This window comes from Crossiella sp. SN42 (genome assembly GCF_023897065.1).
Lineage (GTDB): Bacteria > Actinomycetota > Actinomycetes > Mycobacteriales > Pseudonocardiaceae > Crossiella.
In genome coordinates, this window is sequence record NZ_JAMHIV010000007.1 from 239,555 (window position 1) to 252,885 (window position 13,331).

The 13,331-nt window shown below is 72.5% G+C and carries 12 protein-coding genes; 9 read left to right on the plus strand and 3 right to left on the minus strand.

Going from position 1 to position 13,331, the window contains the following annotated elements:
• The first annotated feature begins 3 nt into the window (after window positions 1-3).
• Window positions 4-477 carry an SRPBCC family protein gene (locus M8C13_RS11110; RefSeq protein WP_252480440.1) on the plus strand — a complete coding sequence of 158 codons (474 nt, stop codon included), beginning with the start codon at window positions 4-6 and terminating at the stop codon, window positions 475-477.
• A 57-nt stretch (window positions 478-534) separates the two neighbouring features.
• On the opposite strand, the gene M8C13_RS45770 is transcribed toward M8C13_RS11110, so the two are convergent.
• A complete protein-coding gene (locus tag M8C13_RS45770; protein WP_374213052.1) occupies window positions 535-1,683 on the minus strand; it encodes a glycosyltransferase family 2 protein in 1,149 nt (382 codons plus the stop codon).
• Between the two features lie 98 nt (window positions 1,684-1,781).
• Here M8C13_RS45770 and M8C13_RS11125 point away from each other — a divergent pair, with 98 nt between their 5' ends.
• Genes M8C13_RS11125 through M8C13_RS11145 form a run of 5 tightly spaced genes read left to right on the plus strand, consistent with a single transcriptional unit; the run spans window position 1,782 to window position 7,946 of the window.
• Window positions 1,782-2,741: an NAD-dependent epimerase/dehydratase family protein gene (locus tag M8C13_RS11125; RefSeq protein ID WP_252480441.1), complete on the plus strand. Its 960-nt coding sequence runs from the start codon at window positions 1,782-1,784 to the stop codon at window positions 2,739-2,741.
• A 9-nt stretch (window positions 2,742-2,750) separates the two neighbouring features.
• A complete protein-coding gene (locus tag M8C13_RS11130) occupies window positions 2,751-4,388 on the plus strand; it encodes a carbamoyltransferase C-terminal domain-containing protein (RefSeq protein ID WP_252480442.1) in 1,638 nt (545 codons plus the stop codon).
• Window positions 4,385-5,746: a glycosyltransferase family 2 protein gene (locus M8C13_RS11135; protein ID WP_252480443.1), complete on the plus strand. Its 1,362-nt coding sequence runs from the start codon at window positions 4,385-4,387 to the stop codon at window positions 5,744-5,746. The genes M8C13_RS11130 and M8C13_RS11135 overlap by 4 nt, the downstream gene beginning before the upstream one ends.
• A complete protein-coding gene (locus M8C13_RS11140; protein ID WP_252480444.1) occupies window positions 5,743-6,675 on the plus strand; it encodes a glycosyltransferase family 9 protein in 933 nt (310 codons plus the stop codon). Before M8C13_RS11135 ends, M8C13_RS11140 begins: the two co-directional genes overlap by 4 nt.
• Window positions 6,657-7,946 (plus strand): UDP-glucose/GDP-mannose dehydrogenase family protein, encoded by a 1,290-nt coding sequence (locus M8C13_RS11145; RefSeq protein ID WP_252480445.1) that lies wholly within the window; start codon window positions 6,657-6,659, stop codon window positions 7,944-7,946. The genes M8C13_RS11140 and M8C13_RS11145 overlap by 19 nt, the downstream gene beginning before the upstream one ends.
• Here the strand turns inward: M8C13_RS11145 and M8C13_RS11150 are convergent.
• Window positions 7,943-8,800 carry a polysaccharide deacetylase family protein gene (locus M8C13_RS11150; protein WP_252480446.1) on the minus strand — a complete coding sequence of 286 codons (858 nt, stop codon included), beginning with the start codon at window positions 8,798-8,800 and terminating at the stop codon, window positions 7,943-7,945. The two genes, M8C13_RS11145 and M8C13_RS11150, sit on opposite strands and share 4 nt — an antisense overlap.
• Before the next feature lie 52 nt (window positions 8,801-8,852).
• On the opposite strand from M8C13_RS11150, the gene M8C13_RS11155 reads away from it, so the two are divergent.
• On the plus strand, window positions 8,853-9,212 hold the full coding sequence (locus tag M8C13_RS11155; RefSeq protein ID WP_252480447.1) for a MerR family transcriptional regulator: 360 nt from the start codon (window positions 8,853-8,855) through the stop codon (window positions 9,210-9,212).
• A gap of 99 nt (window positions 9,213-9,311) precedes the next feature.
• Here M8C13_RS11155 and M8C13_RS11160 read toward each other — a convergent pair whose 3' ends face one another.
• Window positions 9,312-9,782: an SRPBCC family protein gene (locus M8C13_RS11160; protein ID WP_252480448.1), complete on the minus strand. Its 471-nt coding sequence runs from the start codon at window positions 9,780-9,782 to the stop codon at window positions 9,312-9,314.
• 103 nt (window positions 9,783-9,885) lie between these two features.
• Here M8C13_RS11160 and M8C13_RS11165 point away from each other — a divergent pair, with 103 nt between their 5' ends.
• Both M8C13_RS11165 and M8C13_RS11170 read left to right on the plus strand, forming a co-directional pair.
• Entirely contained in the window at window positions 9,886-12,204 is a 2,319-nt protein-coding gene (locus tag M8C13_RS11165; RefSeq protein ID WP_252480449.1) for a phosphoketolase, read from the plus strand.
• Entirely contained in the window at window positions 12,201-13,295 is a 1,095-nt protein-coding gene (locus tag M8C13_RS11170) for an acetate/propionate family kinase (RefSeq protein WP_252480450.1), read from the plus strand. Before M8C13_RS11165 ends, M8C13_RS11170 begins: the two co-directional genes overlap by 4 nt.
• Window positions 13,296-13,331: the final 36 nt, after the last annotated feature.

Sequence of the window (13,331 nt, forward strand, 5' to 3'; positions counted from 1 at the left end):
GGCGTGACCACGATCGAGAAGTCGGTGGACGTCCAGGTGCCGGTGAGCACCGCGTACAACCAGTGGACCCAGTTCGAGACCTTCCCCCGGTTCATGGAGGGCGTGGAACGCATCACCCAGGTCACCCCGACCCGGACGCACTGGCACACCAAGATCGGTGGCGTGGAACGGGAGTTCGACGCCGAGATCACCGAACAACACCCGGATGAGCGAGTGGCGTGGAAGACCATCGACGGTCCGCCGCACGGCGGTGTGGTGACCTTCCACCGGCTCGACGACAAGACCACCAGGGTCAGCCTGCAGATGGAGTACCAGCCGGAGACGCTGACCGAGAAGGCGGGCGCGGCGCTGGGGGTGGTGGAGCACCGGGTCTCCGGGGACCTGAAGCGGTTCAAGGAGTTCATCGAGCAGCGGGGCGCGGAGACCGGCGCCTGGCGCGGTGATGTGGGCCGCTCGCCGCAGCAGGGCGAGCGGTAACCGGGCGCGCGGGAAGGGCCGGGCACCCCAGGCGCCCGGCCCTCGCCGTGTGCGGACTCAGCCGCTGAGTCGCTGCGCGAGCATGGCCTTGGCCTGCTCGGCGCCCTTGCGGCTCTCGTTCTGGGCCTTGCGGAAGAACTCGGCCAGCTCGCTGTCGCCCGCCTTCTCCGCGTCCTGGATGTAGGTCTCCAGGCGCAGCACGTTGGACAGGCAGGCCTCGGTGAACCAGATGATGTTGTAGTCCTTGTCCCGGGTTCCGGTCACGGAGCCGGTTTCGGTGGTGGACACGGATCCTCCTCCACTTGTCTGGGGTGTGGTGGTTCCCTGTGGGCCTACCCGGCCTGGCGCGCTCCATGCCTGGCGTTGGAGTAGCGCCAGCCGTTGTTCCACCTCCGCGGGCAGGCGTCGCCGGTCGCGCAGCACGCCGGGCAGCCGGGCCAGCGCCGCCGCCAGCACCCGGGGGCCTCCCGCGCGCAGCTGTGCCCAGGTGGCCGCGGCGATCTCCGGCCACGGCCTGCGCAGCCACACGGTGAGCAGGGCGTTGCGGGCCTGGAGGCGCCGCCGGGACGCCGAGGGCGGCCGGATCCGCGAGGGGTGGTGGTGGGAGACCAGCTCGGGCACGTGGCACTGGGCCCAGCCGGCCGCGGCCAGGTCCCAGGACAGCAGCTGCTCCTCGCCGGGGAAGAACAGCACCGGGGAGAACCCGCCGCAGGCCAGGAACGCCTCCCGGCGCACGATCGCCGCGCAGGCCAGGAATCCCAGCACCGACACCCCCGGCAGGCCGGGTTCCCGGCCCAGCGGGCTGGCGGCCAGCTCGGCGCTGAGCGGGTCCAGCCGCTGCTCCGGGCCGACCAGGGTGCGTGCGGAGAGCAGCCCCAGCCGGGGGCAGGCGTCGAAGAGCCGTTCGGCCTGCTGGAGGGAGCCGGGCGCCCACCAGGAGTCGTCGTCGCTGAAGGCCACGTACGGGGTGCGCGCGACCGCCACCCCGTGGTTGCGGGCGGTGGCGCCCCGGTTGCCGGACAGGGGGATCAGCCGCACCTGCGGGAACTCCGTGGGCAAACGTTGCCGGGTGCTGTCGCTGGAACCGTTGTCCACCACCACGATCGGCGGTGGCGGGTCCAGTCCGGTGAGCCGGTGCAAGGTGTGCCGCAGCTCGTCCCAGCGGTCCCTGGTGGCGATCACCACGGTGGTGCGCGCGCTTGTCATGCCTTCGAGCTACCCGCCCTGGCGCGGCCGACACCGACGTTTCCCCGGCCAGGCCCCGGGTAGCCGCCGGGGTGGAGCGGATGAGAAAGGGGCTCGCGATGCGGTTCGAACGGGTGGTGGTCACCGGGGGCGCGGGCTTCCTCGGGTCCTCCGTGTGCGAGGAGCTGGTGTTCTCCGGGGTGTCGGTGGTGTGCGTGGACGACCTGTCCACCGGACGTCTGTCCAATGTGGACGCTGTGGCGGAGCATCCGCGGTTTCACTTCCAGCACGCCGACATCACCGAGCCGCTGCGGGTGCCCGGCCCGGTGGACGCGGTGCTGCACCTGGCCTGCCCCGCCTCGCCCGCGGACTACCTGCGCGAACCGGTGCGGACCATGCGCACCGGCTCACTGGGCACGCTGCACGCCCTGGAGCTGGCCAAGGCGCACCGGGCCCGGTTCCTGCTGGCCTCCACCAGCGAGGTCTACGGCGACCCGCTGCGGCACCCGCAGACCGAGGACTACTGGGGCAACGTCAACCCAGTAGGTCCACGCAGCGTCTACGACGAGTCCAAACGTTTCAGCGAGGCGCTGACCACCGCCTACCTCGGCCAGTACGGGCTGCGCGCCTCGATCGCCCGGATCTTCAACAGCTACGGCCCCCGGATGCGGCCCGACGACGGCCGGATGATCCCCACCTTCATCCGCCAGGGCCTGGCCGGGGAGCCGATCACCGTCTTCGGCGACGGCGCGCAGACCCGCTCGCTGTGCTACGTCAGCGACACCGTCCGCGGCCTGATCGCCTTGGCCCGCAGCGGGATTCCCGGCCCGGTCAACCTCGGCAGCCCCGAGGAGCACCCGGTGGCCTGGATCGCCGAACGCATCCGCGAGCTCACCGGCAGCACCGCGCCGGTGGTGCACGAGCAGGCGATGACCGACGACCCGCGCCGCCGCTGCCCGGACATCACGGTGGCCACCCGGGAACTGGACTGGGCCCCGGAGGTCTCGCTGACCGAGGGGCTGCGGCGGACCGTGGACCACTTCGCCGCGGCCTCGTTTGCCCACCGGGTCGCCGGGTAGCCGATCGCCATGCGCGTCCTGGGAATCAACGCCATCTTCCACGACCCCGCCGCCGCGCTGGTGGTGGACGGCCGGGTCGTCGCCGCCGCGGAGGAGGAGCGGTTCAGCCGCCGCAAGCACGGCAAACGACCGCTGGCCTTCTCCGCCTGGGAGCTGCCCGAGCAGTCGGCCCGCTGGTGCCTGGCCAAGGCCGGGCTCACCCCGTCCGATCTGGACGCGGTGGCCTACTCCTACGACCCCGGCCTGGTCGAGCCCGGCCAGCAGGGCCTGGACGGTGACTGGGAGGAGCTGCGCACCACCTACGCGCGGCGCGCCCCCCGGTTCCTGGCCACCGCGTTACCGGGCCTGGACCCGGGCATCGTGCGCTTCGTGCCGCACCACATGGCGCACGCCGCCTCCGCCGGGCTGGCCGCCCCCTTCGGCGCGGACTCCGCGGTGCTGGTGGCCGACGGCCGCGGCGAGTGCGCTTCCCACCTGGGCGGCAGCTACCGCGACGGGCAGCTGGAAGTGCTGGCCTCGCAACGTCTTCCGCACTCACTCGGGCTGATGTACGAGTCGCTGACCGAGCACCTGGGCTTCCTGCGCTCCAGCGACGAGTACAAGGTGATGGCCCTGGCCTCCTACGGCACCCCGGTGCACGCTGACCTGTTCCGCGAGCTGGTGCGCACCACCGACGAGGGCGGTTTCCGCATCGAGCCCATCGACTGGAACGCACTGGCCAAGCGCCGCGAGTCCGGCGAGCTCGGCCCCGAGCACGCCGACCTGGCCGCCAGCGTGCAGCTGCGGGTGGAGGAGGTGCTGCTGGAGCTGGCCGGCTGGCTGCACGAGGCCACCGGTCACCGGCGGCTCACCATGGCCGGCGGGGTGGCGCTGAACTGCGTGGCCAACACCAGGATCCACGCCGAGGGCCCGTTCGAGGAGGTCTGGGTGCAGCCCGCCGCCGGCGACGCGGGCACCGCGCTGGGCGCGGCCCTGCACGTCACCGCCACCGAGGACGCCCCCGCCGCGCCGATGCCGGGCGCGGACCTGGGCCGGGAGTTCTCCGCGCAGGAGATCCGGCAGTGCCTGGACACCGCGAACCTGGTCTACACCGAGCCCGCCGACATCGCCGTGACGGTGGCCGAAGCGCTGGCCGATGACCAGGTGGTGGCCTGGTTCCAGGGCCGCGCCGAGTACGGGCCGCGCGCGCTGGGCCGCCGCTCGCTGCTGGCCCACCCCGGCCGGGCGGAGAACCTGGCCCGGCTCAACGACGTCAAGGGCCGCGAGCAGTTCCGGCCGGTCGCGCCGATGGTGCTGGCCGACCGCGCGGCCGAGCTGTTCGAGCGCGGCCCGATCCCCAGCCCGCACATGCTCTTCGTGCACGACGTGCGCCCGGAGTGGCGGGCGCGGATCCCGGCGGTGGTGCACGTGGACGGCACCGCCCGGATCCAGACCGTGGACCCGGAGCAGGATCCGTTGATGGGCCGGGTGCTGCGCGAGTTCGCCGCGCGCACCGGACTGCCGGTGGTGGTCAACACCAGCCTCAACACCGCCGGCCGCCCGATGGTCGACGATCCGAGGGATGCCTTGGAGTGCTTCGGTTCCGCGCCGATCGACCTGCTCGCCATCGGCCCGTTCGCCCTGCGCAGAAAGGGACTGGCTCGATGAGCTCCACAGTGGACTACGCCGTGGTGGTGCCCACGATCGGCCGGGCCAGCCTGTGGCGGCTGCTCAACTCCCTGGCCAACGCCCACGGCCCGCAACCGGCCGAGGTGATCGTGGTCGACGACCGCCCCAACCCCGAACCCCTGGGGCCGACCCCGATCCCGGTGCGCGTGCTCACCTCCGGCGGCCGCGGCCCGGCGGCGGCGCGCAACGTGGGCTGGCGGGCCACCGAGTGCGAGTGGATCGCCTTCCTGGACGACGATGTGGTGGTCAGCCCCGACTGGCCGGAACGACTGGCGGCGGACCTGGCCCGGCTGGACGCGAAGGTCGCGGCCAGCAAGGCCAAGATCACCGTGCCCCTGCCGACCGACCGCGCGCCCACAGATGCCGAACTGGGCACCGCGGGCCTGGCCCAGGCGGAGTGGATCACCGCGGACATGGCCTACCGGCGCTCGGCGCTGGCCGAGGTCGGCGGCTTCGACGAGCGGTTCCCCCGGGCCTACCGGGAGGACGCCGAGCTGGCGCTGCGGGTGATGGACCAGGGCTTGGAACTGACCGAGGGTGAGCGATCGACCACTCACCCCGTGCGTGAGCAAGGATTCCTGGCCAGCGTGCGGGCGCAGCGGGGGAACACGGATGACGCGTTGTTGCGGCACCTGGTGGGGGCGGGGTGGCGGGAGCGGATCGGCGGGCAGCCGGGGCGGTTGCGGTGGCACGTGGTGACGACCGGGGCGCTGGTGGCGGCGGTGGGGTTCGGGCTGGCCGGGCTGCGGCGGGGCGGGACCGGTGCTGGGGCGCTGGCGGGACGGCGGGCGGAGGCGCTCGCCGGGCTGCGAGCCGGAGCGCTCAGTAGGAGGCGGACCACGGCGTTTGTCGGCAGGCGGGCCGGAGTGCTCGGCAGGTCGCGGGCCACGACGCTCATCAGCAAGGCAGCGGGAGCACTCGGCGGGTCGCGGGCCACGACGCTCATCAGCAAGGCAGCGGGAGCACTCGGCGGGACGCGGGCCACGGCGCTTGTCGGCAGGCGAGCCGGAGCGGTTGTTGGGCAACTGACCAGCGCGGTCGCCGGGCCGCGAGCTGGCGCAAACGCCCGGCGGCGCACCGCAGCGCTCGTGGGGGCGCTCGCCGCTCGCCAGACGGCGGCCGGGCCGGGAAACCCTGCCTGGCCCCGGCGGGCGGCACTGGTCGCCGGGCTGGTGTGGGCGGGGCTGACCGCGGAGTTCGCCGCCCGGCGGATCCGGCCCGGCCCCCGCACCCCGGATGAGATCGCCCGCATGGTCGTGACCAGCGTCATCATCCCGCCCATGGCCTGTCTGCACCGGCTGCGGGGTGAACTCCGGTTCTGGCGGGTGCGCCGGTGAGCGCGCCCGAAGTCCTCGTGCTGCGCGCGCTGGGACTGGGCGACCTGCTCACCGCGGTGCCCGCACTCCGCGCGTTGCGCCGGGCGCACTTCGACGTCCGGATCACCCTGGCCGCGCCGGAATGGCTGGCCGAGCTGGTCGGTGACATCGGTGCGGTGGACCGGCTGCTCACCACCGACGGCCTGGACGAACCGCTGCGCTGGCGTGCCCGGCCGCCCGATCTCGCGGTCAACCTGCACGGCCACGGGCCGCAGAGCACCGCGCTGCTGCGTGAGCTCGAACCGCAACGGCTGATCACTTTCGACCGGGACAGCTGGCGGGAGCAGGAGCACGAGGTGCACCGCTGGTGCCGGTTGCTCAGCGAGCACGGCATCCCGGCGGATCCGACCGACCTGCGGCTGCCCAAGCCGTGGTGTCCGGCGCCGGTGCGCGGGGCGGTGGTGGTGCACATCGGCGCCAGCCACGGGTCCCGGCGCTGGCCGGTGGACCGCTTCGCCGAGCTGGCCCGGTGGTTGCCCGGGCACGTGGTGCTCACCGGCAGCCTGCCGGAACGGCCGCGCGCCAAGGAGGTCGCCGAGCTGGCCGGGCTGCCGCCGGAGCGGGTGCTGGCCGGGCACACCTCGCTGGCCGAGCTGGCCCCGCTGGTGGCCACCGCGCGGCTGGTCGTCTGCGGCGACACCGGGGTGGCGCACCTGGCCACCGCGTACGGCACCCCCTCGGTGGTGCTGTTCGGGCCGGTCTCCCCCGAGCTGTGGGGCCCGCCGCCGGAGCGGCCGGAACACCTGGCGCTGTGGGCCGGGATCAGTAGTGACACCTTCGCCGACACCCCAGCCCCTGGCCTGTTGCGCATCTCGGTGGACGAGGTGCTCGACGCGGCCCGGCGGCTGCTCCCCGGAAAGGGCTCCCTGGCATGGGCGCGCAGCGGATAGGCGTCATCGGCGCCGGTTATGTCGGGCTGACCACCTCGGCCTGCCTGTCCCAGCTGGGGCACCGGGTGGTCTGCTCGGATGTGGATCAGTCCACTGTGGACGATCTGCGGCACGGCCTGGTGGGCCTGCACGAGCCGGGGCTGGCCGAGCTGGTCTCCACCGGGCTGGCCGCGGGCACCCTGGACTTCACCACCGACAACCTGGCCGCGGTGCGCGGTGCGGAGTTCGTCTTCCTGTGCCTGCCCACCCCCGCGTCCGAGTCGGGTGCCGCCGACCTGGGCGCGGTGCACGCGGTGCTGGCCCAGATCGGCCCCGAGCTGCGGCCCGGCAGTGTGCTGGTGGTCAAGTCCACCGTGCCGCCGGGCACCACCGACGATCTGCGGGCCAGGCTGGGCCGCGCCGACGTCGCGGTGTCGGGCAACCCGGAGTTCCTGCGGGAGGGGCACGCGGTGGCCGACTTCCTGCACCCGCAGCGGGTGGTGGTCGGGGCGAGCGAAGAGGAGACCGCGCGCCGGGTGCTGGCCCTCTACCGGGACACCGGCGCGCCGACCCTGGTCACCGACCCGGCCAGTGCCGAGCTGGTCAAGTACGCCAGCAACAGCTTCCTGGCGATGAAGCTCTCCTACGTCAACACCCTGGCCGAGCTGTGCGAGCGCACCGGTGCCGACATCGCCGCGGTCACCGAGGGCCTGGGCCAGGACGAGCGCATCGGCCCCGCGTTTCTGGCCCCTGGACCGGGCTGGGGCGGGTCCTGCCTGCCCAAGGACACCAGGGCGCTGCTGCACACCGCCCGGCAGGCCGAGGTCGAGTTCCCGTTGCTCTCGGCCGCGATCGAGACCAACGACCGTCAACCGGCCCGGATCATCGAGGCCCTGGCCGGGTTGCTGGCCCGCCCGCTGCGCGAGGCCCGGATCGGCTTGCTGGGCCTGACCTTCAAGGCGGGCACCGATGACCTGCGCGACTCCCCCGCGCTGGCGGTGGCCGAGGCGCTGGCCGGGGCCGGTGCCCGGCTGCGCGGCTACGACCCGTGCGTGCCCGCCGAGCGGGGCCGGCTCGGACCGGTCTCCCTGGTCTCCCGGGCGGCGCTGGCGGCCGAGGGCGCGGACGCGGTGCTGCTGCTGACCGAGTGGCCGGAGTTCACCGAGCTGGACTTCCCCGACCTGGCCGCGCGCATGCGCTCCCCGGTGCTGGTGGACACCCGCGACCACCTGCCGGTGAAGGTGCTGGCCGCCGCGGGCTTCCGCCACCACCGGCTGGGACACGCCAGCTAGCCGGGCATGCTCGCCCGGTAGTGCTCGGCGATCTCGTCGCTGGTGGTCAGCCACACATCCGGTTGCGCGGCCAGGAAAGCCAGGGCCTCGTCCAGGTACTTGGCCCGGAACGGCTGGCCGATCACGAACGGGTGCAGGGCCAGGGGCAGCACCCGGCCGCTGTGCTCGGACTCGGCGTGCAGCACCTCGTAGGTGTCTTGCACCATGCGGGTGAACTCCGGGCCGGTGTGCTTGGCGAAGACCATCAGGTCGTTGAGCTCCACCGTGTAGGGCACGCTGAGCATGCCGGGCACGGTCAGCGGGTAGGGCTGGTCGTCGTTGGTCCAGTCCAGCACGTAGCTCAGGCCCAGTTCGGCCAGCAGGGCCGGGGTGTTGGCGGTCTCGGTGAGGCCGGGGCCCATCCAGCCGCGCGGGCGCTGCCCGGTGGCGGTGGTGATGGTGTCCACGATGCCGGTGAGCACCCGGCGTTCCTCCGCCAGGTCCAGGCCGGTGTGCAGGATGGAGTTGGTGCTGCCGTGGGCCAGCCAGGCCCAGTCGCGGGCGTTGCCGGCCTCGATGATCTGCGGGTAGTGCTCGGGCACGGTGGAGTTGAGCAGCACGCTGGCGCGCAGGCCGTGCCGGTCCAGGATGTCGGTGATCCGCCAGATGCCGACCCGGTTGCCGTAGTCCCGCCAGCCGTGGTTGAGCGGGTCGGGGGTGAGCTCGGCGGTGCCGGGCCAGATGCTGGTGGAGGGGTGGCCGGGCAGGAAGTGCTCGATGTTGAGGCCGACGTAGACGGCGATCCGCTTGCCCTGCGGCCAGTGCAGGGCCGGGCGGTCGATGATCGGGCTGTACTCGTAAGGCGGGTTCGTCATGCCGGTACGGTAGAACCTGACACCAGTGTGAAGTTCAAGTCGCGGAGGGCCGATGCGGATCGGGGAGCTGGCGCGCCGGACCGGGGTCAGCGAGCGCTCGCTGCGCTACTACGAGGAGCAGGGCCTGCTGATCCCCGAGCGCACGCCGGGCGGGCAGCGGGAGTACCCGGAGTTCGCGGTGGACCGGGTGATCCGCATCCAGGAGCTGTTCGCCGCGGGCCTGCACAGCAGGAAGATCGCCCGGCTGCTGCCCTGCATGCGCGATGCTGACGGCGGCCCCTCCGCGCGGGCCACGCCGAAGCTGGTGGCCGAGCTGACCGAGGAGAAGGCCCGCATCGAGCGCACCATGAAGGAGCTGGCCAGCTCCCGCGACCTCCTGGACGAGGTCATCAACGCCGCCGCGAAACCCTGACGCCGAAAAAGGCTGTGCCGCCCCCGGTGGCGAATGGGGGCGGCACAGCCTTTTTTCCGTGCGGCGAGGCGGGCCCTGCTTCCCGCTCGCGCGCTCTTCCTATCTGTTGGTCGGGTCGTCGACCGGGCGGACCTGGCCGCGCCAGCCACCGGTCTCGTGGCCGCGCCGTTCGATGAACTCCTTGAACCGGCTCAGGTCACCACGGACCCTGGTCTGGACGAAGCCGAGGGTGTCGCCGATCTTCTCGGCCGCGCCTTCGGGCTCGAACTCGATCCGCAGCGACACCTTGGTCTCGGTGCCCTGCGGGGTGAAGGACACGGTCCCGCGGTGCTTCGGCCCGGACACGACGGTCCAGGAGATCCGCTCGTCGGGGACCTGGTGCATGATCTCGGCGTCGAACTCGCGTTCCACACCGGCGATGCTGGTCTTCCAGTGGGTCAGCGTGTTCGACACCTGGTCGACCTGCTCGACGCCCTTCATGAACTCCGGGAAGGTCTCGAACTGGGTCCACTGGTCATAGACGGCGCGTACCGGGGCATGGACTTCCACGCGTTCCTCGATAACGCTCACTGTCCAACCATCTCCTCTCTGTGTCGGTCACGCACTCTTCGGCTACCCACCGTCTCCGGGCGGAAACGTGTGGCGAGCGAGGAATTCGGGAAACCCGGTTTCTGTGATCGACACCGCGGCTGCCCGCCGCTACCGCCGAGCCGCGGACTACCTGGCCGCGGCCCAGATCTATCTGCGGGACAACGTGCTGTTGCGCGAGCCGTTGCGCCCGCAGCACCTCAAACCGCGCCTGCTCGGGCACTGGGGCACCTGTCCAGGTATCACGTTTGTCTACAGTGGACTCAACGCGCTGGCCAAGGCCACCGGTCAGCGCACGTTGTTCGTGGTCGGGCCTGGTCACGGCGCGCCCGCGGTGCACGCGAACCTGTGGCTGGAGGGCACGCACCTCCGGCACGATCCCGCGCTGTCGCTGGATGAGGCCGGGCTGGCCGAGCTGGTGCGGCGGTTCTCCTGGCCCGGCGGGTTTCCCAGTCACCTCTCCCCCGAGGTGCCCGGGGTGATCCACGAGGGCGGCGAGCTCGGCTACGCGCTGGCCACCGCGTTCGGGGCCGCGCTGGATGACCCAGAGCTGCTGGTGGCCTGCCTGGTCGGCGATGGGGAGGCCGAGACCGGGCCGACCGCGGGGTCCTGGCACGGCGGCAAGTTCCTCGATCCGGCGCACGACGGCGCGGTGCTGCCGATCCTGCACCTCAACGGATCCAAGATCTCCTCGCCGACGGTGTACGCCTCCATGGACGACGACGAGCTGGCCGCCTACTTCCACGGCGCCGGCTGGACCCCGCACCTGGTCGATGTGACCACGACCGCCGAACCGGACGAGCTGCTGGCCAGCACACTGACCCTGGCCCGCACCGAGATCACCGGCATCCGCGACCGCCGACCGGACCGGCCGCGCTGGCCGATGATCCTGTTGCGCAGCCCCAAGGGCTGGGGCCTGCCCGCCTTCGACGCCGAGGGCTCGCCCCTGGAAGGCAGCTTCCACGCCCACCAGGTGCCGATCGAGGCGGACAACCTGGAGCTGCTGGAACGCTGGCTGCGCTCCTACCGCCCGGAGGAGCTGTTCACCAGGGACGGCGCACCGCAGCCGGACCTGATCGACCTGCTGCCACCGGAGGAGCTGCGCCTCGGGCGCGTGCCGCAGGCCAACGGCGGCGACCTGCGCCGCGAGCTGCCCCTGCCCGACCCGGCCGAGTTCGCTGTGCCGGTGGACAAACCCGGTGCCGCCCAGGCCAGTCCGACGCAGACCGCGGGTGCGTACCTGGCGGAGTTGTTGCGGCGCACCGAGGAGATCCGCAACTTCCGGATCATGTGCCCGGACGAGCTGGCCTCCAACAAGCTCGACGCCACCCTGACCGCCACCGACCGGGTCTTCGCCTGGCCGCCGGGCAGCCCGGCCGAGCACCTCGGGCGGCACGGCCGGGTGATGGAGGTGCTGTCGGAACACCTGTGCCAGGGCTGGTTGCAGGGCTACCTGCTCACCGGCCGGCACGGCCTGTTCCCCTGCTACGAGGCCTTCGCCTCCATTGTGGACAGTATGGTCAACCAGTACGCCAAGTTCCTCAAGATGGCCGCCGAGACGCCGTGGCGGACCCCGGTGGCCAGCCTGAACTACCTGCTCACCAGCGAGGGCTGGCGGCAGGAGCACAACGGCTACAGCCACCAGGGCCCCGGTTTCATCAACAACCTGCTGACCAAGAAGTCCTCGGTCAGCCGGATCTACTTCCCGCCGGATGCCAACACCCTGCTGCACACCCTGCACCACTGCCTGGCCTCCACCGACCGGATCAACCTGGTCATCGCGGGCAAACACCCCGCCGCGCAATGGCTTTCCGCCGAGGAGGCGGCCCGGCACTGCCGCGCGGGCGCCGGGGTGTGGCACTGGGCGGGCACCGAGCAGCACCGCGACCAGCCGGAGGTGGTGCTGGCCTGCGCGGGCGGGGTGCCCACGGTGGAGACCCTGGCCGCGGCCGACCTGTTGCGCCGGCACGCACCGGATCTGATGGTGCGGGTGGTCAACGTGGTCGACCTGCTTTGCCTGTCCACCCCGCGCCGGCACCCGCACGGCATGGACGAACGCGCCTTCGAGGCCTGTTTCGGCCGCGGCCTGCCGGTGATCTTCGCCTTCCACGGCTATCCCTCCGCGGTGCACGAGGTGCTGCACGGCCGCCCCGACCCCACGCGCTTCCACGTGCACGGCTACCTGGAGGAAGGCACCACGACCACCCCGTTCGACCTGCTGGTGAGCAACCGGATGAGCCGCTACGACCTGGCCGCCGACGCGCTACGCCGAGCCGGTGGGCGGGCCAGCGCCGGTGGTGGCCTGGCCGAGCGGCTGCTCGCCGAACGTGACGAGCTGCGCGCCCACGCCTACCGGGAAGGCAAGGACGCCAAGGAGATCACCGAGTGGAGCTGGCCCGCATGAGCACCGTGCTGACGATCAACCCAGGTTCCTCCAGCTTGCAGGCGCACCTGGTCTCCGCGGGCACCGAGCGGGTGCTGGACCAGATGCACGTGGAAGCGCCGCCGGACTCCGAGGAGGCCGCGGAGGAGCTGCGCAAGCTGCTGTTCCGGGTGGGCGACCGGGAGCTGACCGCGGTGGCGCACCGGCTGGTGCACGGCGGCGAGGTGGTGCGCACCCCTACCGTGGTCACCGACGAGCTGGTGCGGGCCCTGGACCCGGTGGCCGCGCTGGCCCCGCTGCACGTGCCGCGCACGCTGGCCCTGCTGGCGAAGCTGCGCGGGCAGCTCTCCGGGGCGCCACACGTGCTGTGCCCGGACACCGCGTTCCACAATGGACTCTCCGACCTGGCCACGACCTACCCGCTGCCGGCGGAGTGGCGGCAGCGTTTTGGGTTGCGGCGCTACGGTTTCCACGGCCTGTCCTATGCGCACGCGGTGCGCCGGGTCTCCGCGATGACCGGGGTGCCGGCGGACAAGCTGAGCTTGCTGATGGCACACCTGGGCGGCGGTTGTTCGGTGTGCGCCTACCGGGACGGCCGCAGCGTGGACACCTCCATGGGCTTCACCCCGCTGGAAGGCGTGCCCATGTCCAAACGCTCCGGCTCCATCGACCCCGGCCTGCTGCTGCACCTGCTGGAGAAGGGCCTCACCCGGGAGCAGCTCTCCGAGGGCCTGTACCGGCAGTCCGGTCTGCTGGGCCTGTCCGACGGCCGCTCCGGCGACACCCGCGAGCTGGTCGCCGCGGCCAGGGACGGTGATGCGGCGGCGGACCTGGCACTGCGGGTCTTCGCCCACCGGGTGGCCCGGGAGCTGGCGGCCGCGGCCACCAGCCTGTACCGGGTGGACGCGCTGGTCTTCACCGGCGAGATCGGCTGGGACCAGCCGGAGCTGCGGGAGGCGATCACCGCGCGGCTGGGGCAGCTGGGCATCCGGCCCGCGGTGGCAGACAACCGAGAGGACGACGGGCCGGTGCACACCGAGGGGGTGCCGGTGCTGGTGGTCAAGCCCCGCGAGGAGCTCCAGCTGTGCCGGGACGCGCTGACGGTGGTCTAGGCCGTGTCGTCAAAGCCCCGCCCGCGGTAGCCGCGC

Coding starts and splice junctions, on each gene's coding strand:
- M8C13_RS11170 (WP_252480450.1), top strand. CDS start 12,201: ATGAGCACCGTGCTGACGATCAACCCAGGTTCCTCCAGCTTGCAGGCG.
- M8C13_RS11135 (WP_252480443.1), top strand. CDS start 4,385: ATGAGCTCCACAGTGGACTACGCCGTGGTGGTGCCCACGATCGGCCGG.
- M8C13_RS11150 (WP_252480446.1), bottom strand. CDS start 8,800: ATGACGAACCCGCCTTACGAGTACAGCCCGATCATCGACCGCCCGGCC.
- M8C13_RS11125 (WP_252480441.1), top strand. CDS start 1,782: ATGCGGTTCGAACGGGTGGTGGTCACCGGGGGCGCGGGCTTCCTCGGG.
- M8C13_RS11130 (WP_252480442.1), top strand. CDS start 2,751: ATGCGCGTCCTGGGAATCAACGCCATCTTCCACGACCCCGCCGCCGCG.
- M8C13_RS45770 (WP_374213052.1), bottom strand. CDS start 1,683: ATGACAAGCGCGCGCACCACCGTGGTGATCGCCACCAGGGACCGCTGG.
- M8C13_RS11145 (WP_252480445.1), top strand. CDS start 6,657: ATGGGCGCGCAGCGGATAGGCGTCATCGGCGCCGGTTATGTCGGGCTG.
- M8C13_RS11155 (WP_252480447.1), top strand. CDS start 8,853: ATGCGGATCGGGGAGCTGGCGCGCCGGACCGGGGTCAGCGAGCGCTCG.